Source organism: Cryobacterium algoricola (genome assembly GCF_004402485.1).
Taxonomy (GTDB): domain Bacteria; phylum Actinomycetota; class Actinomycetes; order Actinomycetales; family Microbacteriaceae; genus Cryobacterium; species Cryobacterium algoricola.
Genome location: NZ_SOFG01000024.1, coordinates 70607 through 93032 on the forward strand (window position 1 = coordinate 70607; position 22426 = coordinate 93032).

28 protein-coding genes are annotated in these 22426 nt (G+C 66.9%); 19 read left to right on the forward strand and 9 right to left on the reverse strand.

All coding sequences use genetic code 11. The features are described from left to right. Positions 1-82: 82 nt before the first annotated feature. From E3O44_RS17365 to E3O44_RS17385, 5 genes are all read left to right on the forward strand, one after another. Entirely contained in the window at positions 83-631 is a 549-nt protein-coding gene (locus E3O44_RS17365) for an RNA polymerase sigma factor (protein WP_134536149.1), read from the forward strand. Next, on the forward strand, positions 621-1415 hold the full coding sequence (locus E3O44_RS17370; protein ID WP_134536151.1) for a hypothetical protein: 795 nt from the start codon (positions 621-623) through the stop codon (positions 1413-1415). The genes E3O44_RS17365 and E3O44_RS17370 overlap by 11 nt, the downstream gene beginning before the upstream one ends. A gap of 90 nt (positions 1416-1505) precedes the next feature. Then, a complete protein-coding gene (locus E3O44_RS17375; protein ID WP_166792706.1) occupies positions 1506-2126 on the forward strand; it encodes a hypothetical protein in 621 nt (206 codons plus the stop codon). A 4-nt stretch (positions 2127-2130) separates the two neighbouring features. Then, positions 2131-2523 carry a LysM peptidoglycan-binding domain-containing protein gene (locus tag E3O44_RS17380; protein ID WP_134536154.1) on the forward strand — a complete coding sequence of 131 codons (393 nt, stop codon included), beginning with the start codon at positions 2131-2133 and terminating at the stop codon, positions 2521-2523. 316 nt (positions 2524-2839) lie between these two features. After that, a complete protein-coding gene (locus E3O44_RS17385; protein ID WP_134536156.1) occupies positions 2840-4099 on the forward strand; it encodes a sodium:proton exchanger in 1260 nt (419 codons plus the stop codon). Here the strand turns inward: E3O44_RS17385 and E3O44_RS17390 are convergent. Together E3O44_RS17390 and E3O44_RS17395 are read right to left on the reverse strand one after the other, a co-directional pair. Beyond that, positions 4096-4779 carry a metal-dependent transcriptional regulator gene (locus tag E3O44_RS17390; protein ID WP_134536158.1) on the reverse strand — a complete coding sequence of 228 codons (684 nt, stop codon included), beginning with the start codon at positions 4777-4779 and terminating at the stop codon, positions 4096-4098. The two genes, E3O44_RS17385 and E3O44_RS17390, sit on opposite strands and share 4 nt — an antisense overlap. 19 nt (positions 4780-4798) lie before the next feature. Further along, positions 4799-6805: an oxidoreductase gene (locus E3O44_RS17395; protein WP_134536159.1), complete on the reverse strand. Its 2007-nt coding sequence runs from the start codon at positions 6803-6805 to the stop codon at positions 4799-4801. Positions 6806-6923: 118 nt separating this feature from the next. Here E3O44_RS17395 and E3O44_RS17400 point away from each other — a divergent pair, with 118 nt between their 5' ends. Next, the gene (locus tag E3O44_RS17400) at positions 6924-7436 is read left to right on the forward strand and encodes a MarR family winged helix-turn-helix transcriptional regulator (RefSeq protein WP_198415998.1); all 513 of its coding nucleotides are present in this window, start codon (positions 6924-6926) and stop codon (positions 7434-7436) included. Positions 7437-7497: 61 nt separating this feature from the next. On the opposite strand, the gene E3O44_RS17405 is transcribed toward E3O44_RS17400, so the two are convergent. Continuing rightward, positions 7498-7851 (reverse strand): nuclear transport factor 2 family protein, encoded by a 354-nt coding sequence (locus tag E3O44_RS17405; RefSeq protein WP_134536163.1) that lies wholly within the window; start codon positions 7849-7851, stop codon positions 7498-7500. Positions 7852-8085: 234 nt separating this feature from the next. Between E3O44_RS17405 and E3O44_RS17410 the strand changes: the two genes are divergently transcribed. Continuing rightward, a complete protein-coding gene (locus E3O44_RS17410; RefSeq protein ID WP_420897939.1) occupies positions 8086-9027 on the forward strand; it encodes a patatin-like phospholipase family protein in 942 nt (313 codons plus the stop codon). Positions 9028-9057: 30 nt separating this feature from the next. On the opposite strand, the gene E3O44_RS17415 is transcribed toward E3O44_RS17410, so the two are convergent. Next, positions 9058-9540: a cupin domain-containing protein gene (locus E3O44_RS17415; RefSeq protein WP_134536164.1), complete on the reverse strand. Its 483-nt coding sequence runs from the start codon at positions 9538-9540 to the stop codon at positions 9058-9060. Between the two features lie 204 nt (positions 9541-9744). On the opposite strand from E3O44_RS17415, the gene E3O44_RS19345 reads away from it, so the two are divergent. From E3O44_RS19345 to E3O44_RS17465, 10 genes are all read left to right on the forward strand, one after another. Beyond that, the gene (locus E3O44_RS19345; RefSeq protein ID WP_166792707.1) at positions 9745-9903 is read left to right on the forward strand and encodes a hypothetical protein; all 159 of its coding nucleotides are present in this window, start codon (positions 9745-9747) and stop codon (positions 9901-9903) included. 194 nt (positions 9904-10097) lie between these two features. Then, on the forward strand, positions 10098-10451 hold the full coding sequence (locus E3O44_RS17425; protein WP_134536166.1) for an ArsR/SmtB family transcription factor: 354 nt from the start codon (positions 10098-10100) through the stop codon (positions 10449-10451). Positions 10452-10465: 14 nt separating this feature from the next. Next, on the forward strand, positions 10466-11446 hold the full coding sequence (locus E3O44_RS17430) for an SRPBCC family protein (protein WP_134536168.1): 981 nt from the start codon (positions 10466-10468) through the stop codon (positions 11444-11446). A gap of 56 nt (positions 11447-11502) precedes the next feature. Continuing rightward, positions 11503-12021, forward strand: a complete 519-nt coding sequence (locus E3O44_RS17435) for an O-acetyl-ADP-ribose deacetylase (protein ID WP_134536170.1) — start codon at positions 11503-11505, stop codon at positions 12019-12021. A 64-nt stretch (positions 12022-12085) separates the two neighbouring features. After that, a complete protein-coding gene (locus tag E3O44_RS17440) occupies positions 12086-12532 on the forward strand; it encodes a GNAT family N-acetyltransferase (RefSeq protein ID WP_198416000.1) in 447 nt (148 codons plus the stop codon). A 57-nt stretch (positions 12533-12589) separates the two neighbouring features. After that, positions 12590-13297 carry a histidine phosphatase family protein gene (locus tag E3O44_RS17445; protein ID WP_134536172.1) on the forward strand — a complete coding sequence of 236 codons (708 nt, stop codon included), beginning with the start codon at positions 12590-12592 and terminating at the stop codon, positions 13295-13297. Positions 13298-13306: 9 nt separating this feature from the next. After that, a complete protein-coding gene (locus tag E3O44_RS17450; RefSeq protein ID WP_134536174.1) occupies positions 13307-13879 on the forward strand; it encodes a DUF3090 domain-containing protein in 573 nt (190 codons plus the stop codon). A 2-nt stretch (positions 13880-13881) separates the two neighbouring features. After that, on the forward strand, positions 13882-14682 hold the full coding sequence (locus E3O44_RS17455) for an SCO1664 family protein (protein ID WP_134536554.1): 801 nt from the start codon (positions 13882-13884) through the stop codon (positions 14680-14682). A 33-nt stretch (positions 14683-14715) separates the two neighbouring features. Then, the gene (locus E3O44_RS17460; RefSeq protein WP_134536176.1) at positions 14716-14919 is read left to right on the forward strand and encodes a hypothetical protein; all 204 of its coding nucleotides are present in this window, start codon (positions 14716-14718) and stop codon (positions 14917-14919) included. A 61-nt stretch (positions 14920-14980) separates the two neighbouring features. Then, positions 14981-15916 carry a pseudouridine synthase gene (locus E3O44_RS17465; protein WP_134536178.1) on the forward strand — a complete coding sequence of 312 codons (936 nt, stop codon included), beginning with the start codon at positions 14981-14983 and terminating at the stop codon, positions 15914-15916. A 9-nt stretch (positions 15917-15925) separates the two neighbouring features. On the opposite strand, the gene E3O44_RS17470 is transcribed toward E3O44_RS17465, so the two are convergent. After that, a complete protein-coding gene (locus E3O44_RS17470; RefSeq protein WP_134536180.1) occupies positions 15926-16396 on the reverse strand; it encodes a GNAT family N-acetyltransferase in 471 nt (156 codons plus the stop codon). 50 nt (positions 16397-16446) lie between these two features. Then, positions 16447-17268, reverse strand: a complete 822-nt coding sequence (locus E3O44_RS17475) for an alpha/beta fold hydrolase (RefSeq protein ID WP_134536182.1) — start codon at positions 17266-17268, stop codon at positions 16447-16449. A 123-nt stretch (positions 17269-17391) separates the two neighbouring features. Between E3O44_RS17475 and E3O44_RS17480 the strand changes: the two genes are divergently transcribed. Then, positions 17392-18762 carry an NAD-dependent succinate-semialdehyde dehydrogenase gene (locus E3O44_RS17480; protein WP_134536184.1) on the forward strand — a complete coding sequence of 457 codons (1371 nt, stop codon included), beginning with the start codon at positions 17392-17394 and terminating at the stop codon, positions 18760-18762. 53 nt (positions 18763-18815) lie between these two features. Here the strand turns inward: E3O44_RS17480 and E3O44_RS17485 are convergent, their stop codons facing one another. Continuing rightward, on the reverse strand, positions 18816-19667 hold the full coding sequence (locus E3O44_RS17485) for a Cof-type HAD-IIB family hydrolase (protein ID WP_134536186.1): 852 nt from the start codon (positions 19665-19667) through the stop codon (positions 18816-18818). Positions 19668-19813: 146 nt separating this feature from the next. Between E3O44_RS17485 and E3O44_RS17490 the strand changes: the two genes are divergently transcribed. Continuing rightward, a complete protein-coding gene (locus E3O44_RS17490; RefSeq protein ID WP_134536188.1) occupies positions 19814-20596 on the forward strand; it encodes an SDR family oxidoreductase in 783 nt (260 codons plus the stop codon). A gap of 13 nt (positions 20597-20609) precedes the next feature. On the opposite strand, the gene E3O44_RS17495 is transcribed toward E3O44_RS17490, so the two are convergent. After that, positions 20610-21293: an ABC transporter ATP-binding protein gene (locus E3O44_RS17495; protein ID WP_134536189.1), complete on the reverse strand. Its 684-nt coding sequence runs from the start codon at positions 21291-21293 to the stop codon at positions 20610-20612. Continuing rightward, positions 21290-22360 carry an ABC transporter permease gene (locus E3O44_RS17500; protein ID WP_134536191.1) on the reverse strand — a complete coding sequence of 357 codons (1071 nt, stop codon included), beginning with the start codon at positions 22358-22360 and terminating at the stop codon, positions 21290-21292. Before E3O44_RS17500 ends, E3O44_RS17495 begins: the two co-directional genes overlap by 4 nt. Between the last annotated feature and the right edge of the window lie 66 nt (positions 22361-22426).

Genomic DNA, 22426 nt, shown 5'->3' on the forward strand with positions numbered 1-22426 from the left:
GGCATCCGCTATTTTGACCCCGATCAGGGGCAATTTGTCATGAATCGCCCGCGGATGACATTCAATAGTCAAGGGGGTGGTTATGGAGACTGTGGGGGAGTCCGACGGGGTGCTGTTGCGCCGGTCGGTCACAGGGGACCGCCGAGCGTTCGGGCTGCTGTTCGACCGGCATTCGCGGGCGGTGACTCGCTACGCCTGGGCACTCGTCTCCGACCGGATGGACGTTCAGGAGATCGTGCAGGACACCTTCGTGACGGCGTGGGCCAAGGCCGGTTCGGTGACGATCGCGGAGTCCTCGGCGCTGCCCTGGCTGCTGGTCACCTGCCGCAACCACGCCCTGAACCTGCGCCGCAAGAAGGCGACCCACCGCACCGAGGCGCTCCCCGAGGGGCTGGCGGATGTCGCGGCGAACGAAGACCACGCCCTCGCGGCCCGGAGGGTGAAGTGGGTCCTTGCCGAGATCGAGGCGCTCGATGATCTGGATCGCCGGATCTGCGAGCTGTGCCTGATTGAAGGTCGCTCCTATGCGGAGGCGGCCGCCCTCGTGGGTGCGAGCGTGGGAGCGGTCAGCAAACGGCTCGAGCGAGCGCGAACCCGACTCAGGACGGCGGTGGGCAATCATGACCAGTGAACCCGGCATCCGTCACCCGCACCCGGAGGAACCGCCCGTCGGCGCAGAGCTCGACGCGTTCGTCGCCGAGATGAAAGCCGAGGTGCTCACCCGCATCGGGCGCAGACCCCGCAAGCGATTCGGGCTCGGCCGCGGCGGACTGGTCGCGATTCTCGTCACGCTGTTGGGCCTCGGCACGGTCGCGGGAACGGCCGTTGCGACGGGTGTGCTCAATTCAGGGCAGTCGAGCTCCGGGCCGACCACGATCGCGCTCACGGTGCCCGACTTCCCGGCGACCCACCTGCGGGTCACGTTCACCACCCTGACCGAGGGCAGCTACTCGCTCACGGTGCCGGGCGTGGTCGGTGCCGAGATCACCATGAAGCACGGTGCAAGCGGGGGGAGCATGGCGCAGACGGCCGAATTCCCGCTCCTGGACGCGTCGGTGCCGCGGGTGCTGTCGATCACGGCGACCCCGGGTGGGAGGTACACGGTCGACTCCAGCTACGCGAATCGTGGCCCCGCCGACTATCCCAACAACGACCGGGGCCAGACCTTCGGCACTCCTGCTGACGGTGCGACGAACACGCCCGACCTGCTCTTCGCCGTCGGCGACGACGACCAGGGCCAACCGGTGCAGGGATACGTGCTGATGACGGAACTGACCGTGCCCACCGGGCTGAGCGCGGCGTCCTGGTACGACTGGGTGATCACATTCCGGGCCAGCTACCCCGACGGCAAACCCCTGCCGCTCTACTCCAGTGACGGCACCACCGTCCTCGGCACCTTCCGCCTCTACCACTGAACAGGAGCACCCCTCTCGTGAAAGAACCACTGACAGTTCAGGCTCCGCGGCCGGTACGGGCATCCTAGGAAGGTCCTCGTCATCGCCTTCGTGCTCCTGGTGCTGAGCGGATGCGCCGCAGCACCCGCATCCGCACCCGTGGCCACTCCGATCCCGGCTCCCACACCCCCGGCGCTCAGCGACACCGACCGCCAGACGCTGGCCGAGAAGGCCCAGGCGACGCTGCGCGCCGACCTCGTGTCGACGTACCCCGGAGTCGACGTCCCCACGGTAACGCGCGAACGCTTCCTGCGCCTCAACGAAGCCGCACCGGTGATCTCGGCCTGTATGACGGCCGAAGGATTCCCGTCCTACGCCACCCTCTCCGATGCCGTCGCGGGCTACGTGCCACCGGGACGGGAACAGGCAAACGCGATCGCCAGCTACATCTGCACCACACGTTTTCCGCTCGACCCGAAATACTCGGTACCGTCGAACGACTCGCAACTCACCTATCTCTACCTGTACCAAACGACGGTGCTGATTCCCTGCCTCGCGTTCGCGCACATCACCGTCGATCCGCCGCCCACCCTGAAGGACTTCATCGACAGCAACCATGTCGAGGGCGGAAGCGCGGCCGTGTGGACACCGGTCCTGAAGGGCGCAGCCGGCGCGCTCGGCGACGGCATCTCCAAACAATGTCCGATCATGCCTGAACACCTCAAGGACTGACATCATGACCCGTGATCCACGCCGACTCAGTGTGACCGCCGCCCTGGCCGTCACCTTCGCGGTTGCGCTCGCTGGGTGCGCTGGTACCCCGACAAGCGCCGACGGCAGCGCGCTCGCCTCGCCGACGAGCACGCCCTCGCCGACGGCGACCTCGCACCTGTCGAAATATCCGACGCCGCGCGATCAAGGACCGTTTGAGGGCGCTGAAGGCACGACGACGACGGACAGTTCGGGCACGATCACCTATACCGTCGTCAGCGGGGACGCCGCGAGCGCGATCGCCACTCGCTTCGGTGTCTACCCCGAGCAAGTCGAGACCCTCGTCGGCGGCAAGGTGGGGATGTCCACCATTCATCCCGGCGACAAACTCCAATTCGGCACCCGCGGCTACACCTGAGTGCTGAGTCGCAGTGTCACGGTACAGGCGCCCCCAGACGCATTTCTGGCCTGTCCCTAACTTGAAATTCGCCGCGCCGAATACTCGGTCAGGTAGGGAATGTCGTGTCTTCGTCTGGTTTACTGGGGTCATCGAAGGGGAGTAGTTCCCACAGTCCGCACTGATCTGAGCGGGCGTAGCGGTACGTCGACATACTGGCGGTCACGATGACTCGCCCGGCGTGCCACCCGGCTCTGGCGGGCGAGCGAGACCTTCGGCCCATTCTGCGGCCGGAGTCTCGTGACATTCCCGGTCGCGTCACGACCGAAGGACAGCCATGCCCGCCCCTCTGCTGCGCAGGATCATCCTCCTGCTCGCGATCGCCACACCGGCGATCATCTTCCGAAGCACCGGCTTCGCCCCTCACCCGGTGATCGACCTCGTGATCTTCGGCGCCGCCGTCGTCGCGGCATCCTTCATGCTCGCCTGGGCGGCGGAGGCGGCCCAGAAGGATATCTCCGGGGCACTCGCGATCGCAATCCTCGCCCTGATCGCGGTGCTCCCCGAATACGCCGTCGACCTGTACTACGCCTTCCGCTCCGGCTCGGACGCGAGCTACGAGCAATTCGCGGCTGCGAACATGACCGGCTCGAACCGGCTGCTGCTCGGCTTCGGCTGGCCGCTTGTGGTACTCGTCACCCTCTGGGCCGCCCGTCGTCGGGCACGGGCCGGTGGCGCGCAGGGCACGGAGCTGCCCCGCGTGCTGCAGCTCCCGGGAAGCACCCGCCTGGACATCGGCGTGCTGGCGATCGTCGCGGTCCTCGCATTCGCCATCCCGATCATGGGCCAGATCGCCATGGCCGTCGGCATCGTCCTCATTCTCATCTTCGTCGCCTACCTGTGGCGCGCGAGCCGGGTTCCCGACGAGGGCGGCCAGGAATTCGTCGGTATGGCCGCGCACATCGCCGGCATGCCCCAGACCCGCCGCCGCATCACGTTCGTCAGCATGTTCGTCGGCTCCGCCGCGATCATCCTCGCCGCCGCCGAGCCGTTCGCCACCTCGCTGGTGGACTCGGGCAGCTCGCTCGGAATCGACAGCTACTTCCTCGTCCAGTGGCTCGCGCCCCTCGCCTCCGAAGCCCCGGAATTCATCATCGCGGTGCTCTTCGCTCTGCGTGGGATGGGCGCGGCGGCGATCGGCACCCTGATCGCCTCGAAGATCAACCAGTGGACGCTGCTCGTCGGTTCGCTGCCCCTCGCGCACTTCTTCGGCGGCGGCGGATCCGACCTCGCACTCGACCCCCGCCAGATCGAAGAATTCGTCCTCACCGCCAGCCAGACCGTGCTGGGAGTGGCGATCATCATCGGCCTGCGCTTCCACCGCTGGTCGGCCATCGCTCTCGTCGCACTGTTCGCAGTCCAGTTCGCCGTGACCGAGACGACCGGGCGCTACGTCCTGAGCGTGATGCACATCGCCATCGCGGTGGTGTTGCTCGTGATCCACCGCCGCGACATCCTGCCGACCGTCGCGGCACCCTTCAGGCGCAGTGTCCCGGATCGGGAGCGGCAGCGGGAACTGGAGCTCGCGGGCCGCTAGTCCAGGCCTACCCAGATCGAATTCGCGGCCAAGGTCGCGAGCTCGATCGACCGGTCACCGGCGCCTGGTGCACTCCTGATCACCGTCATCATACCGGCGAAGTCGTGCTTCGCCTGCACCCGCAGGGCGGTTCCCACTACGACCCCCAGGTCGGCCAGGAAACGAAGCAGCTCCGGATCATGGTCCGAGACCCGCAGCACGGTTGTCGACTCGCCGACACCGAGCTCGTGCAATCGGCGTCCGTCGGTGGGTGCGACCGTGCCGTTCCGCCGCGGGATGGGATCGCCATGCGGATCCTGCATCGGATTGCCGAGCATGTCGTCCCAGAGTTCGAGCAAACGATCTGAGATCGCGTGCTCGAGCACTTCCGCTTCGGCATGCACCTCATCCCAGGAATAGCCGTGCACCTCGACGAGGTAGGTTTCGATGATCCGATGCCGGCGCACCATCCGCACCGCCACGGTCTCGCCGAGAGCGCTGAGCCGAATCGGACCATACGGCTCGTAGTCGAGATACCCGTCACGCGCCAACTTGCTCAGGTTTCCGGAAACGGACGAAGCAACGACACCCAGCTCGGCGGCAATCTCATTCGTCGTGATACCGCCGCCAGACCACTCCCGCGCCTTCCAAATGACCCTCAGATAGTCCTCGGTCATCGTGCCGCGCGCCGGAGTGGTCATCACGCGATTTTATCGACGATCAAATGTTCTTTGTGACCTCGTAGGCATTCCAGATCGCGTACATGATGCTGGACACCTCGCCGGCATCTCCGATCAGGTGCAATTCGGGACCGGAGAAGCGCAGCTCCTCGTACAGTGAGCGCTCCGAGACGTAGCCGACGGCCACAACTGCCGAATCCGCCATCAGGACCGTCTCCTGGTTGGTTTCACGGTCCTTGACGACGAAGCCGCCATCGCGGGCGCCCGTCACCATGCTGTTCACGACCAGGTCGACGTTCTTGAACGCGATGAGGTCCCGGATCATGTCTGAGTTCGCGGTGCAGAGCGGACCGCCGAGCTGCAGGATGTCCGGCTGGTATTCAACCAGAGTGACCTTCTTGCCCAGGCCCTCCAACCACAAGGCCAGCTCGCAACCGACGAGGCCACCACCGATGATCACGGCGGAGTCGCCGACGTCCTCCTTCAGGAGCAGGACGTCTTCCGCCGTGAAGACCCGGTCGGAGCCCTCGAGCGTCATGCGCTTGGGCGTTGAGCCCGTGGCGATGATGACACAGTCGTAATCGCCGGCCTCAACCTGTTCCCGGGTCACCGTGGTGTTGTAATGCACCGGGACGTCCATGGTCACCAGTTCGTTGGTGTACCACCGTGCCAGAGCGAGGTCGTCTTCCTTGAAGTCAGGCGCTCCGCCGGGGATGAGGTTGCCGCCGAGGTGATCGGACTTCTCGAAGACGTCGACGACGTGCCCGCGCAGATGAAGGTTGCGTGCCGCCTCGCATCCGGCGACTCCGCCGCCGACGACCATGATCTTCTTCTTGGTGATCGCGGGTTCCAGGGCATAGGTCTTCTCGCGACCGGCGACCGGGTTCACGGCGCAGGAGATCGACGTGAAGTGCTGCAGCCGGCCCATGCAGGCCTCCTGGCAGGACAGGCACGGGCGGACCGTGTTGTACTTGCCGGCGCGGATCTTGTTGGGGATGTCGGGGTCGGCGAGCAGCGGGCGGGCCATGCCGATGAAGTCGGTCTGCCTGTTCCGGATGGCGTCGGAGGCGAGGTCGGGATCTTCCATGCGTCCGGCGGTGATCACCGGGATGTCGACGTGGCGCTTGAGGACCTCGTTGTACGGCAGGTAGAGGCCCTTGGCCTGGTACATCGGCGGGTGGGTCCAGTACCAGGAATCGTAAGTGCCGACATCCGCGTTGAGGCAGTCGTAGCCGGCGGCCTCCATGGCCTTGGCCGTCTCGATGCCCTCGTCGATGTCGCGGCCCTTTTCTTCGAATTCCTCGCCGGGGAGCCCGCCCTGGCGCCAGTCCTTGATCATCGACTTGAGTCCGAATCGCAGGGAGACCGGGTAGTCCGCGCCGCAGGTCTTTTTGATTTCCTGAACGATCTCTGTCGCGAATCGGAGGCGGTTCTCCAACGATCCGCCGTACTCGTCGGTGCGGTGATTGAAGAAGGAGATCGCGAACTGGTCGAGCAGGTAACCCTCGTGGAGGGCGTGGATCTCGACGCCGTCGAACCCGGCTCTCTTGCAGACGAGGGCGGCCTCACCGAACTTCCGGACGATGTAGTGGATTTCTTCGACAGTCATCTCGCGACAGACCACGCCGTCGATCCAGCGGTGGGGGATGGGCGAGGGGGCAATGGCCGTCTTGCCCAGGATGGAGGGGATCGACACGCGGCCGAATCCTCCGGTCAGCTGGCAGAAGAATTTGGCGCCGTAGGCGTGCACCCGTTCGGTCATCTGCTTGGCGTTCTGGATGAAGTGGTTCGGGTTCAACGTGGCGCAGGGGAGGGACGGCAGAGAGCAGACCTCGACCTCGTTCTCCACCATGGTGGTACCGGTAATGATGAGTCCGGCGCCACCCTTGGCGCGCTCCACGTAGTAGTCCGCGGCACGCTCCGTGTAGGCGCCCTGGTCGTCGCAGAACCCGCCGGGGCCCATCGGTTCCATCACGTAGCGGTTCTTAATTTCCAGGTTCTTAATTTTCAGCGGTTCGAATAGAACACGGTATTTTTCGTCAAGCATGGTCAAGGCCTTCTCTCGGGATGAATTCGGAAGCGGTTGCGTCCTGAAATGCACGTTAAACTGAGATTGTCACAAACCTATGTTTGTGGCAAACCTATATTTATCCGGGAGGCTGGCCGTGAGCGAGATCGCGATCGAACTCACCCGGTTGCTCGGGCCGTTGCGACGGGAGATGTCCCGGGCGACCCGGGCTGCCGAAGAGCTGCCGGATATCCCTGAAGCACAGATCGAACTGCTGCGAGTTCTCGTCGTCTCCGGTCCGCTCAACACTCGTGACGCCGCGGTCGCTCTCCGCATTGCTCGTCCGACCGTCAGCAACCTCGTGAAAGCCATGACAGCGGCTGGTTTGGTCGAGCGTGCGTCGACCGGGGACCTCCGTTCGGCGATGCTCGTCGCAACACCCCACGCGAGGGACATGCTCTTCCGGTTCGACCGCACGAGCATGGCGACCGTGGCCGCGGCCATCGCCAGGCTCTCGCCCGACGAACAAGGCGTACTGGCGTCCGCGATTCCCGTACTGAACAGATTGCGGAATCTCTTTGAGTCCGCGGCCCAGCCGGCCCCCACGGATTCCGAGGTCGCCGGTGACCCAATGAGGGCTTGGGGTCGGTCAAACGACGAAAACTATTGAGAGAAGGAGTACGAGAAGGCACAGGTGGAGGGCGATGACGACGACATCGCACCACACGACATCACTCGGGAATCACTGTGCCTTGATGGAACAGGCAACGCGCCTCGCCACCGGTGATCGACCACAACGCACTGCGACGGCTACTGCGTCCGAAGAAATCGACCCGATACGACAGCAGAACGACCGAATCGGCAATCAGGCGTGCCTCGCGCTCTGACACGCGAACGTCACCATCTTGATCCGAGTTGTTTCGCAAGGAACGCAGGATTTCGACTCGATTGAAACGCCGCCCTGACTGCCCGATCTCATAGAAATCCGACGCCAACAATGCGCCGACTCGATCGGCGTCACCGCGAACATCCGGACTGAGCAGGGCTTCTTCTGACTGCCACGCTGCCGTGATCATGCGCTCCATCGAACCATTCTGCCGCGGGGTGCTCTCTCAGCGCGACGCGTGTCGCCGATCACGTGTCGTAATCTTTTGAACTTGATTCACCAGATCGGTAGCATTCTCATGAACGTGACACGATCTGAGGAGGTGAGTCCGATGCACACACTGTCCACTCTGGGCGCTCCTTCGAGTTCACGATCGCGCGACTGACGTAGCCGTCGCGGGGAGCGCTTCACGCACTCTCAGAAAGCTACGACTTTGAATCAACACCGTTTGCACGACACTGCGACGACACCGAATGGCGTCTCCCCACGCCCCTCCCGCACGGCCCTGGTCCTCGGTGGCGGCGGATCAACCGGAAACGCGTGGCTGATCGGGGTCATCGCCGGCCTGTACGACGCCGGTCTGGACGTCACCGACGCAGATCTGATCATCGGGACCTCGGCCGGAGCGACCGCTGCGGCTCAGCTCACGGGGGCGAGCCCGGCCGATTTGCTGGCTGCCGCTCTGGTCGCCGTGCCGCCGCGCAGCGCGGTACCGGCCGGCTCGGGCGGACGTCGCACTCAGAGTGGTCCGGTGACCGATCACCTGGAGCGTCGCCGCCGAATCGTCGCCGCCGCAGAGGATGCGGCCGACATGCGTCGCAAAACGGGTGCCATTGCGCTCGACCTTGACGCAACATCCGACCCGTTGGCGCAGGCGCGGTGGCGTGCCACCGTCGCAGCGCGCCTGCCCAGCCAGCACTGGCCCGCGCAGAGAGTGTTCATCACCGCGGTCAATGCCGACACCGGCGCACCGGTGGTGTTCGACCGGCACAGCGGGGTCGATCTGGCGGACGCTGTGGCCGCGAGCTGTGCCAGTGGCTTCGCCTACGGTATCGACGGCGGCCGGTATATCGACGGCGGTTACCGCTCCAACGCCGAGAACGCCGATCTGGCCGCCGGGTACGAGCGAGTCCTGGTGTTGTCACCGTTCGGCGGCAGGGCGCTGACGCCCGTGGAGTGGGGCCTGCATCTCGCAAGCCAGGTCGACATGCTACGCGCAGGCGGCAGCCGGGTGGAAACGATCTTCCCCGAGAGCAGCGCCGACCACCTGTTCGGCGCCAACGCGATGGATGCTTCGTCGCGCCCGGCCGCCGCCCAGGTCGGATTCAATCAGGGCAGTATCCGTGCGGGGCGGCTGATGGAGTTCTGGAGCTGAAGGACGCCGCCCCAGGGCTCAGGAGAGTGACTAGGAGCTTGCTTCCTCGTCGGGGCGGGACGAGGCGGGTTGCTGTGTCCAGGTGGGCGGAGTGTCCGCTCCGGCTTCTTCGTCGACCGCGGCGTCGGCGGCCGTTGTGTGGATGTTCCCGGCGGCGTGGTGGACCGGTGCGTAGATGACGTAGAGGTTCATGGGTCCGTCACCGGTATTGGTGACGTTGTGCCAGGTGCCCGCGGGGACGAGGATGCACCAGCCGTCAGAAACGTCCTGCTCGAAAACGAGGTTGTCCTTCTCCGGCCCCATCTGTGCCTTCCCGGTGCCCGCGTCGAGACGCAGGAACTGGTCGGTATCGGGGTGCATTTCAAGTCCGATGGACTCTCCGACAGGGATGCACATCAGGGTGACCTGCAAATACTTGCCACTCCAGGCCACGGTTCGATAGTTCGTGTTCTCGGTGGTGGCGGTTTCCAGGTCGAAGGAGTCCGGGTGGGGGCCGATGTCGCTGCGAGTCATGGTGAAGGTTCCTTTTTCTCGGTTTGTGGCTTACCTCCAGTCTCGTTGACTCGGCCGTGGTTGGCTACCGTTCAGGGCTCCTGCGGCGTGGATGCCTGTGAGTAGGCTGGATCATGGCATCGTGTGCGAACCACTCATGCGCACGGCGCTGGTTGCCCCAGACCCCGGCAGCTCCGTTTTTCTAGCACGTCAAGGGAGCAACATATGAATCTCTTTGTCATCGTCGCCATCATCGCGGTTGTCTTGCTGGTGGTGGGTGGTTTTGTACAAGCCCTCCAGTTCCTGCTCTGGGTTGGTGCTGTCCTGCTGATTGTCGCGATCATCGGGTGGGTCTTTCGCGCCGTCAGGGGAAGCAACCGCTGATCTGCTCGGTGCCCGCCGGGTGACCTTCCCGGCGGGCGCCGCCGTCTCCGGCTGGCAGATGGACGATGCATCGCGTATCGCCGTCGGGACCGCCGGCCGCGGCGCCGACGGCCGGCGGTGTGGGGCCCGGGCGCGCGTGGTGACTTCGCGCAACCTCTTGTATGACGGGTATTCGTTGGGTAACATACAATCAAATGGTTGTATTAGAGCTTTCTGAACAGGACGTGAACCGCCTCTTCCGTGCACTCGCGGACGCGACGCGGCGGGATATCGTGCGCCGAACGCTGGTCACTGATATCTCGGTGTCGCAGTTGGCGGACTCCTACGAGATGTCCTTCGCGGCCGTGCAGAAACACATTGCCGTGCTGGAGGAGGCCCATCTCGTGACGAAGGCAGCGCGGGGCCGTGAGCGGATGGTGCGGGGAAACCTCGTTCGCATTCACCAGGCCCAGCGTCTGCTCGACCACTTTGAAGAGCTCTGGCGTTCGCGCATCGAACGCCTCGACAGCCTGCTCGCTGAAGACGCTCCGGCTCCACCTGACACCTAACCGAAAGGATCATCATGCCCGTCACCTCCGTCGAGAAAGACCTCGACCAGCTCACGATCACGATCGTCGCCGACTTCCCGGTGCCCGTCCGCCGGCTCTGGGATGCGTACACGGATCCGCGCCAGATCGAACGGTTCTGGGGCCCGCCGACCTATCCGGCCACGTTCTACCGGCACGACGCTCTGACCGGGGGACGCAGCGTGTATGCGATGACCGGGCCGGAGGGCGATACGCACTACGGCTGCTGGGACTGGACCTCGACCGACGCTCCCCACGCGTTTGAAGTGCTCGACCGCTTCTCGGATGCGGCGGGCGTGCCGAACCCCGACCTCCCCACCACCCGAGTGGACTTCGCCTTCGAGGAGACGGCCGGTGGCAGCCGCCTGAGGACGACGTCGTACTTCGCATCCCTCGACCAGATGCAGCAGCTCATCGAGATGGGGATGCTCGAAGGCACCCGCCAGGCGATGGCCCAGATCGACCAGGTGCTTGCCGATCTTGCGTCCTTCGCCGCCGACCACCTGGCGGAGGCGCAGATTCTCAGCGACACCCAGGTGCGGGTGGCGCGGGTGATCCGCGGCACCGTCGACCAGGTCTGGCGGGCCCACAACGATGCCGCCCTGATGAAGCGGTGGCTCCTGGGGCCGGACGGCTGGTCGATGCCCGTGTGTGAGATCGCGACGGTCGTCGGCGAGAGCTACCGCTACGAGTGGCAGCGCGACGGCGGTGAGGAGCGATTCGGCTTCACCGGTGAGCTCCTCGAGTCCGTCGAACCGCGCCGCGCAGTCACGACAGAGGCGATGATCGGGATGGACTTCCCGGCGACGCTCAACGAGCTGACCCTCACGGAAGTCGAGGGCGGAACCCTGCTCTCACTCGTCATAACCTACGCCAATGCGGAGCAGCGCGACGCGGTGCTGGCCACCGGCATGACCGGCGGAATGGAGACCAGCTACCAGCGCCTCGAGGGGCTGTTGCAGCCGACGCTGGCGTAGCTCCGGCAGCATCCGCCTCGTGCGTTTGCCGTGCGCGAGGTTGGTAACGTCGGATCATGGCACTCATCGAGCTGGTCAGAGGAGACATCACGGCGCTGCCCGCGGACGCGATCGTCAACGCCGCGAATCACACACTGCTCGGGGGCGGGGGAGTGGACGGCGCGATCCACCGGGCCGGTGGCCCGACCATCCTCGAGGAATGTCGCCGGTTGCGTGCCACGACACTTCCGGACGGGCTGCCGACCGGCGCCGCCGTCGCGACCACGGCGGGGCTCCTCCCCGCCCGGTGGGTCATCCACACCGTCGGCCCGATCTGGTCGAGAGCCCTCGACCAATCGGACCTGCTCGTCTCCTGCTATGCCGAGTCGCTGCGGGTCGCCGACGAACTCGGTGCCCGCCGCGTGACCTTTCCCGCCGTGAGCGCCGGCGTCTACGGCTGGCCGATGGATGATGCGGCGCGTATCGCCGTCGAGACGGTGGCCGCGAGCTCCACGGCCGTGGATGTCGTCACGTTCGTACTGTTCAACGCTCACGCGATCGACGCGTTCCGGTCGGCCCTGGCCCGGCTGAGCTGAGACAGATCCGGTCAGAGGGACAGCCTGCACCTCGTTCTGGCCTCGCCCGACTATCATCACTGACGTGATCGAGATCAGGGTCGCGCTCCCGGGTGAGGTCGGAGCGCTCGAAGCGTTGCAGATGCGGGCCTCGCTGGCCAATCCGGGGGACAGGGATGCCATCCTCGCGCACCCGGATACCGTGAGCATTCCCCTCGAACAGCTCACCAATGGGTGGGTCTTCGTGGCGGTGGACAATGACCGGGACATCGGGTTCGCCGCAGTGTTTCCTCGCGCGGACGGGGATTGGGAGCTCGACGGACTGTTCGTCGAGCCGACCGTTTGGCGGTCGGGCGTGGGAAGGCAACTTGTCGAATACGCGGCGACCTTCACGGCGATAGCCGGCTCATCAGCACTCCATGTCATCGGGAACCCGCACGCCGAAGCCTTCTACCACGCCTGTGGTTTCACCACCGTCGGTGTCGGCGACACGCGATTCGGGCCATCGATCCTCATGAGGCTCGTCGTCTAGATCCCGGTACCCCGCCCGGGTGCGTTCGGCGACTCGCCGACTCCCTAGGCTGTACGCATGGCCACAGTCATCCTCGTGCGGCACGGCCGCACCACCGCGAATGCCGACGGACTCCTGGCTGGTCGATCTCTCGGGGTCGGCCTCGACACGCTCGGGCTCGCCCAGGCCGCGAACGCCGGCGAACGGCTCTCCGTCGTGCCGCTGGTCGGCGTGGTTTCGAGCCCGCTGCAGCGGTGTCGGGAGACCTCCCAACTGATCCTCGACCTCCAGGGCGGCGCTCCCGCGACTCCCGTGGACGAGGACATCACGGAGTGCGACTACGGCGACTGGCAGGGCCGTACCCTCATCGCCCTTGCCCAGGAGCCGCTCTGGCCGGTGGTGCAGACGCACCCCTCTTCGGTCGTCTTTCCCGGCGGCGAATCAATGGCCGCCATGCAGGCGCGGTCGGTCGCGGCCATCCGCCGCCACGATGCGATCTTCGAGGCCGAGCACGGTCCCGGTGCGGTGTGGGTCGCGGTGAGCCACGGCGACATCATCAAGTCCGTGCTCGCCGACGCACTCGGGATGCACCTGGACCTGTTCCAGCGGATCAACGTGGGTCCGGCCTCCGTATCGATCGTGCGCTACGGGCCGCAGCGCCCGAGTGTCCACGCGATCAACACCGACGCCGGGGACCTGTCCTGGCTTGCGGCGGCCGGCCGGGTGGCCGACGCGCCGGTCGGAGGTGGCGCCGGCACTCAGCGGCCACGGGATTCCGGAGCCTAAAATATCCCCATGCCTACAATCCTGCATGAGTTCGACTGGCCGGACCGGGTCGTCGTCGGTACCGTCGGCCAACCGGGGTCGCGCACGTTCTACCTGCAGGTGCGCAGCGGAGCCCAGATCGTCAGCATCGCTCTGGAGAAGCAGCAGTCGGCGCTCCTCGCCGACAGCATCGACGAGATCCTCGACCAGCTGATGTCCACAGAGGGCAACCCGTTCAGCGTCCCGACCTCGACACCCGTGGAGCTCGTCGACAACGAACCGCTCGAGCAACCCGTCGAGGAAGACTTCCGCACCGGAACCATGACCTTGGGCTGGGACCCCTCGACCGTGCAGATTGTGATCGAGGCGTTCCCGATCGTAGTGGTCGACGAGGACGACATCGGGGACGACCTTCTCGACGTCGTCGATGCCGCCACTGTCGACCCCGAGCAGATGCTGTTGCTGCGGATTCCGGTCGGCACGGCGAGGGCCTTCGCTAAGCGCACCCACGAAGTTGTCGGCGCAGGGCGCCCCCTGTGCCCGCTGTGCGGTGATCCCATCGACCCGGACGGGCATGACTGCGTGTTGCGCGACGAGCCCTGATGATGCCGGGCTCCGGCGAGCTCGAGCCGGGTGAACTCGAGCACGCTGAACTCGATCACGCTGAACTCGAGCTCAGGGGCCGGATCACGACCGCATCGAACGCGACCTTCCTCGGCAGCCTCGGCGGCGTCCCGGTGGTCTACAAGCCCGTCGCCGGCGAGCATCCGCTCTGGGACTTCCCCGACGGGACCCTCGCCAACCGGGAGGTTGCGGCATACCGGGTGTCCGAGGCCTTCGGGTGGAACGTCGTACCCCGGACCTGGCTGCGTGACGGTCCGATGGGCCCGGGGATGGTGCAGCTGTGGCAGGACCCGGACCCCGAACAGGACGCCGTCGCCCTGGTCCCCTGGGAAGTCGGGCCCGGCGCGGGCTGGCGCCGGGTCTTCGACGGTCGTGACGAGCAGGACCGGGCGATCACGCTCGTCCACGAAGACTCAGTGGCGCTGCGCCGGATGGCCGTGTTCGACATCGTCGTGAACAATGCCGACCGCAAGGGCAACCACATTCTCGCGATGCCGGGCGGGCACCGCCACGGCGTCGACCACGGTCTCACCTTTCACGTCGAGCACAAGCTGCGCACCGTGCTCTGGGGCTGGCTGGGCGATGAGCTCACCGCCGAAGAGCTCGACGGGATCGACCGCGTGCGTTCCGGGCTCACCGGCGCGCTCGGCGACACGCTCGCGGGGCTGCTCACCGCCGCCGAGGTCGCGGCCCTCGCCGACCGCTGTGACCGGTTGCGCTCCGTCGCCCGGTTCCCCGCCCCGCGCGGCCAGATGCCCGCGGTCCCGTGGCCGTTGTTCTGACTATTCCGATCTTGACTCTGCCACACTGAAGCCATGGACGAGAGACGCACTGCGGTGACCTCCTGGTGGGCGCTCCTCGGTGTCGCCGCGGTCGTCGCCGGCTGGGGCGTTGCCCTGCTCGTGCAGGGTTTCGTCGTCGGCTGCGTTCCGCTCGTGCTCTCCGTGGCTGCAGCCGCCAACGCGGCTCGCCACCTGCGTGCCCTGAATCGAGCTGCCGGGAAGTCGCCGGACGCCTAGTTCGCCCCCCCGACCCGACCGAAGCGGCTGCTCGCGGCCCGTCGCGACGTACGATCAGTGGATGCCCCCGCGTTCGCCCCTCCCGCAACGTCACGGCCTCGACGCCGCCTGGGTCTGCACCCCGGAGCTTGATCCCGCCCGGCCGCAGCCGTGGCCGACGATGGGCGCCTGGCTGGGCGAGCGGTTGCCGGAGTTCGTCGACGTGCCGGGATTCCTGGCCGGAGAGCGCTTCGCCTACGCGACGGGAACGCCGGTCGCGGGCAGCGACAGTTACCAGCCGCACACCTTCGTCTGGTTCCATCGCGACCTCGCCGAGGAGGCGGTTGTCCCCGGGACCGTGCACGTGATCCACCGCGACGAGCGACTCGTCGTGGTCGACAAGCCGGCGTTCCTCTCCACGATCCCGCGCGGCAGGCATGTGCTGCAGAGCGTGGTCGTACGGCTGCGCGCCGAGCTCGGGCTGCCCGAGCTCTCACCGCTGCACCGGCTCGACCGGGTGACCTCCGGCGTCCTGGTGCTCGCGACCGAACGTCGCTGGCGCGGGGCGTACCAGTCGATGTTCCAGCGCGGCGAGGTCGGCAAGACCTACCGCGCGCTGGCCCCGGCGCGCCAGGACCTGGCGTTCCCCGTGACGGTGCGCAATCATCTCGCCACCCGCCGCGGCCAGTGGCAGGGCGAGGTCGTGGCAGACGCCCCGGTCAACGCCGAGTCCCTGATCGAGCTGGAGACGCTCCTCGGCGACGGGGCCGTCTACCGGCTGACGCCGAGCACGGGACGCACCCACCAGCTGCGCCTGCACATGTTGGGTCTTGGTATCCCGATCACCGACGACCCGCTCTACCCGGTGGACCGGGACGTGGCCATCGACGACTTCTCCCGGCCACTGCAGCTCCTGGCGAGCGCGGTGAGCTTCACCGATCCGATCGACGGGCATCCGCGCCACTTCGACAGCGTGCGCACCCTGCCGCTTCTCCCGGAGACGGGCGCCTCGGAGTGAGCGGGCGACTCAGCCGAGGTTCTTCAGCATCTTGATCGACGTGGTCTCGTAGTCCAGCGTCTCGTACAGTCGCCGCGCAACCGTGTTGAAGCCGAAGACGCTCAGGCCGAGGGTCCGGGCGCCGTGGGACTTCGCGAACCGTTCCGCAAGGATCATGGTCTCCCGACCGAGCCCCTTGCCGCGTTCCTCCTCGTTGATGGAGATGTCCCAGACCCACCAGGCCGAATCGTCCTCGCCCTGGGCGCGGCCGATCCAGAGGTAGCCGACCGGGCGGCCGGGGCCGTCGTGCACGTCGAACACGTACTGACCGGATGCCGGCTGTCCGCCGGGAAAGGACTCCGCCAGACTGTGCGTGGCCAGCCGGTGGGCTTCGGCGGGGGAGCGGCCGAGGCTGATCAGATCGGACGCGTACTCCTCCGCGCTGCGGCGCAGCCACTTCGGAAATCGTTTGGGGGACAGGGGTTCCAGGGTGACGGGCACGAGCCGAGCCTAACTCCCGGCCGGTGCCCGCTCACACCGTTCGTGTCGGACTAGGTCGCGAGGAAGGCGAGGATGTCCTGGTCGAGCTCTGCCTGGTAGGCGCCGGAGATGCCGTGCGGTGCTCCCGGATACACCTTGAGGGTGCCGTGCCTGACCAGCTCGATCGACTTCAGTGCGGCATCGTTGATCGGAACGATCTGGTCGTCGTCGCCGTGGGCGATGAAGATCGGCACGTCGAGCGCCCTGAGGTCTTCGGTGAAGTCGGTCTCCGAGAACGCCGTGACGCAGTCGTACGCCGCCGCGAGGTTCACGAGCATGCCCTGGCGCCAGAATTCGCGCTTGGCGCCCTCCGAGACGGCGCTTCCGGGCCGGTTGGCCCCGAAGAACGCCTCGGTCAGTTCGATGTAGAACTGGGACGAATCACTCAAGACACCCGCACGGATGCCGTCGAACACCTCGATCGAAAGGCCGTCCGGGTTGGCCGCGGTCTGCAGCATGAGCGGCGGCACCGCACCGGCGGTGATCACCTTGGTCACCCGGCCGACGCCGTGCTGAGCGGCGTAGCGCACCACTTCGCCGCCGCCGGTGGAATGGCCGATCACGGCGAGGTCGTTCAGGTCGAGCGACTCGACGAGTTCGGCCAGGTCGCGCGCATACGTGTCCATGTCGTTTCCGGTATACGTCTTCGCCGAACGGCCGTGCCCACGGCGGTCGTGTGCGATGGCGCGGTACCCGTTGTCGGCGAGCAGTTTCACCTCGACCTGCCAAGCGTCGGACGAGAGCGGCCAGCCGTGGCTGAGGATGACCGGCTTCCCGGTGCCCTGGTCGGTGTAGTAGATCTCGGTTCCGTCGGATGTGGTGAAGTACGGCAAGGGGGATCTCCTTCAAGGAATCGTCGGAATGGAGATGACAGAATAGCCCGGCCTCGTTCGTCCCGCCCGGGCAGGTATGCTGCGAGTGCGTTCGGCGTTAACGAGGACACCCAGGGAGAATTCATGAACAAGTACGTTGTCACCAACCCCGCAACGGGGACGACCGGCCCCAGCTTCGCGCTGGCGACCGATGACGAGGTTTTGAACGCGATCGGGGCGGCGGACCGCGCCCATTCCGAGTTCTCGCGCCGCACATCCGTCGCCGAGCGCGCGGCACTCATGCAGCGCGTCGCCGACCTGCACACCGAGCGCCGTGAGCACCTGGCCGAGCTCATCGTGCGCGAAATGGGCAAGCCCGTCGAGCAGGCCCTCGGCGAGGTCGACTTCTCCGCCGACATCTACTCCTACTACGCGACCCACGGTGAGGCGTTCCTCGCCGATGAACCGATCGAACTGCTCGGCGGCGAGGGCTCGGCGTTCATGCGCAGCGCGTCCCTCGGGGTGCTCCTCGGCATCATGCCGTGGAACTTCCCCTACTACCAGGTCGCCCGGTTCGCCGGCCCGAACCTCGTGCTCGGCAACACCATCCTGCTCAAGCACGCCTCGCAGTGCCCCGAATCCGCTGCCGCCATCGAGGAGATCTTCACGGATGCCGGGTTCCCCGCCGGCGCATACCGGAACCTCTACGCGTCCAACGCCCAGATCTCCGACATCATCGCCGATCCCCGGGTGCACGGGGTGTCCCTGACCGGGTCGGAGGGCGCCGGGGCGGCCGTCGCCGAGGTCGCCGGCCGCAACCTCAAGAAGGTCGTGCTCGAACTGGGCGGATCCGACCCGTTCATCCTGCTCAGCACGGACGACCTCGAGGAAGCCGTCGACGCCGCCGTCGCCGCCCGACTGGACAACTCCGGACAGTCCTGCAACGCCGCCAAGCGCTTCATCGTCATCGACGGACTCTTCGACGCGTTCGTGGAGAGTTTCACCGCGAAGATGACCGGCAATGTCCCCGCCGACCCCACCTCGCCGGAAACGACTCTCGGACCGCTCTCCTCCCTCGGGGCAGCGGAGAACCTCGAGGAACAGCTCGGACGGGCAGAGGCCCAGGGGGCCACCGTCGTGGCCCGCGGCATCCGCACGGGTGCGTTCTTCTCCCCGACGGTGCTGACCGGGGTCTCCCCGGACAGCGACGCCTACCGCGAAGAGTTCTTCGGCCCGGTCGCCGCGATCTACCGTGTGCAGGACGAGGACGAGGCGGTGCAGGTCGCCAATGACATCCCGTACGGCCTCGGTTCGTATCTCTTCACGACCGACCCGGAGCAGGCGCTGCGTGTCGCCGACCAGATTGAGGCCGGCATGGTGTTCATCAACGGCTCGCTTCTGGACAGCCCGGAACTGCCCTTCGGCGGCGTGAAGCGCTCCGGCTTCGGCCGCGAAATGGGACGCTTCGGCATCGCGGAGTTCGCGAACCGCAAGCTCATCCGCATCCTGAAGTAGTCGCTCGTCGCGCCGGCCGGGCCCCGGGGGACCCGGCCGGCGAGGGCGTCACATCACCGGGCGTCCAGCAGCAGGCCGGGGAAGGCGGCGAGGATGCTGGTGACGACGCCGTCGTCGTCGTTCGACGGCGCGAGGTGGCGGGCACGGGCACGGATGCTGGGGTGCGCGTTGGCCATTGCATAGGACTCCCCGGCGGCGTCGAGCATCTCGGCGTCGTTGAGGTAGTCGCCGAACGCCATGGTCTGCTCCCTGCTGATCCCGAGTTCGTTCTGGAGACGGATGAGCGCTTTCCCCTTGTTGACACCGGGGCGCATCACGTCGACCCAGTGCTCACCGGAGACCACGACGTCGGCCTCGAGGCCGAGGCCGCGCAGGGCCGGCCCGGTGTGCTGCTCCGCCGAGGCGAAATCATAGATCGCGAGTTTCACCACCTCGTCGTCGGAGGACGCGGTGAGGACGTCGTCGACGGTCGCGAGGGCCTCGTAGTACGGCTTGACCTTGGCGAAGAACTCGGCGTCGGTGCGCTCGATGTACGCCGTTCGCACCCCGCACACGACGATGCCCACATCGGAGCCGGTGGCGGCTGCGGTGCGCACCCACTCGACGATGGCGGGGATGACGGACAACACGACGGGTTCCAGCGCGATGCTGACGCCGTCGCGCACGACGTTCGTGCCGTTCTCCGCGATGAACACGAGTCCCGCGCGTTCGCCGAAGGTCTCCCTCAGGGTCTGGTACTGGCGTCCGCTGGCGGGGGAGAACATCACTCCGGCACGGAGCAGGGATTCCAGGACCGGCCAGAAGTCATCGGGCACCCGTCCGGAATCATCGAGGAGAGTGCCATCCATGTCCGAGACGATCAGGCGGATGTCGGCGGTGTTCTGGAGGTGAGTCACCCTTTCCATTATCGACGACGGTGACGGGCACACCGACCGTCGACGGTGGGCGGGCCGCGCAGAACCGTGGTCCGGGCGCCCTTGTGCGCTCCCGGTCGTGGGGGCACCATGCATCGAGGACACCGTGCCCGATTCACCGTCGAAAGGTCGCTCTCATGCCCCGTATCTCCGTTGTGACCGGCTCGGCTAGCGGCATCGGGAAGGCGACCAGGGAATTGCTCATCGAGCGCGGCGAAATCGTCATCGGTGTCGACGTTCACGATGCGGACGTGGTCGTCGACCTGTCCACCGCGGCGGGGCGCGCCTCCCTCGTCGAGCAGGTGAGCGAGTTGAGCGGCGGCTCCATCGACGCCGTCCTCGCCGTTGCCGGTCTGGCTTCGCCGACGGCCACGACCGTTGCCGTGAACTACTTCGGAACCATCGCGACGCTCGAGGGCCTGCGCCCCCTGCTGGCCCGCTCGGCCGCCCCGCGCGCCGTCGCGGTCGCCTCGATGGCGTCGCTCTTCCCGCCGGACGAGATTCTGCTCGCCGCACTCCTCGCCGGCAACGAAGCGGATGCCCTGGCCCGCGCCGCTGAGCTCGAGGCGGGCGGAGCGGAACAGGGGGCCCTGATCTACGGCACGACCAAGCGCGCCCTGGCCCGGTGGATCCGCCGGAACGCGGCAACGGATGCCTGGGCCGGCGCCTCGATTCCCCTGAACGCGATCGCACCCGGGGTCGTGGACACTCCGATGACCTCGGACATGATCGCGACGCCGCAACAGCGCGAGGAGATGGCCACCATGGTTCCGATGCCCCTCAACGGGATCTTCGAACCGCGCTCGGTCGCCTACCTCCTGGCCTGGCTCGCCGGCGAGGAGAACGCCCACCTGTGCGGGCAGGTCATCTTCATCGACGGCGGCTCGGATGTGATCATCCGCGGGGACGCGACCTGGTAGCGATCCCGCGCGTTCACCGCGTCGTGAGCGTGCCGTCGACCATCGAGTGCACCGAGCTCATCAGCGGCAGCAGCCGCTGGTCGTGGGTGACGAAGATCGTGGCGGTATCGAACTCCGTCGTCAGCCGCAGGATCAGGGCGAGGATGCTCGAACCGCGCTCCTGGTCCAAGGCGCTGGTGGGCTCGTCGACGACCAGTGCGCTCGGCTCGTTCATCAGCGCCCTGGCGATGTTCACCCGCTGGCGCTGGCCTCCCGAGAGCTGAGCCGGGTGCTTGGAGCGGTGATCGGCCAGGCCGACCGCGTCCAGAAGCTCCCGGGCCCGCACCCGTGCGGCGTTGCGGGCCCCGCGGCCGCGGCGCGGCCCATCCAGTTCCCCCATCACGACGAGCTGCTCTTCCGCGGTCAAGGAGGGGATCAGGTTCGACTGCTGGAAGATGATGCCGATGCTCTCGCGACGCAGCTGTGCCCGGTCCGTCAGCGACAGGGCCGTCGCATCCACGTCGCCGATGCGCAGGGTCCCGCTGTCCGGGCTGATCAGAGTGGAGGCCACGGCGAGCAGGCTCGACTTCCCGGAGCCGGACGGGCCGGTGATCCCGACCACGGAACCGCGTTCGACCGTGAGGCTCACGCTGTCGACCGCGGTGACCCTCGTGTCGCCGTCCGGGAAGGTCAGGGTGATGTTGTCCAGGCTGATCATCGGTTGCTCCCGAGGGCGGTGAGGGGGTCGGCGGTGGTGACGGAACGGAGGGCGAAGGCCGCGCCGGCGAGGCCCAGCGCGATCATCGCCGCACCGGGCAGGAGGGTCGTCAGGGGGCTGATCACGAAGGGCAACGCCGTGCCGGCCAGCGCTCCGAGGAGCGCCGTCAGCGCGATGCCGAGCCCGACACCCGTGACGAGGACGAGGGCGGCCTGTCCCAGGGCGTCGCCGACGAGCATCCGGTTGGATGCGCCGAGCGCCTTCAGGACGGCGACGTCCGGTTGGCGCTGGATGCTCCAGACGGTGAAGAACGCACCCACCACGAGCGCGGAAATGCCGAACAGCATGGCGACCATCAGGAGCAGGGAGCCGATTTCCGAACGGAATGCCGACAGCGCCGTCAGCGATTGCAGGACACCTGCCGACGAGGTGCCGGTCGCAGCGTCCGCGGCCGCCCAGTCGATGCTCGAACCGCTCACGGCGAGGACGGTGGCGTATGCGCCTGCGCTGCCGGTCGCGGACGCGAGCCCCTGCCAGTCGGTGAGCGGCAGCCAGACGACGGGCGTGTGCGAATACCAGGTGTCGTCGGTCACCCGGTCGACGACGAACCCTGAGCCCATCAGGGTGACCGAGTCGCCCACGTGCACGCCGAGCTTCGTCGCGGCCGTCCGGGGGAATGTCAGGTGCCCACTCAACAGCGCGCTGCCGGAGCCGAACCCGGATTCGCTGCCGAACAGGGCGACGGCGGCCTGGTTGTCGCCGACCGACACCCGCTGCTGGCTGATCCCCAGGGGATGCACGTCCCGCACTCCGTCCCGCTCGCTCCACCCGCGCGCATCCGCCGCGGTCACCGCGGAATCGGCGAAGCTCCGCTCCGTGTCCGCGACCGGGGCGGAGAACACGATGCGATCGGCGCTGAGGCCGGTGATGGCCGAGATGTTCTGGTCGGCCAGACCACCGGTCAGGCCGGAGAGGAATCCGACCAGCAGGGTGATCAGGGTCACGACCGCCCCGATGAGGACGAACCGCCCCCTGGCGAATCTCAGATCGCGCCATGCTACGAACACAGAAGACTCCTTGTCACGGCGGTCCCGCCACGGGACCGGCTGCAGATGGTGAGCTCGTGCCCGCCA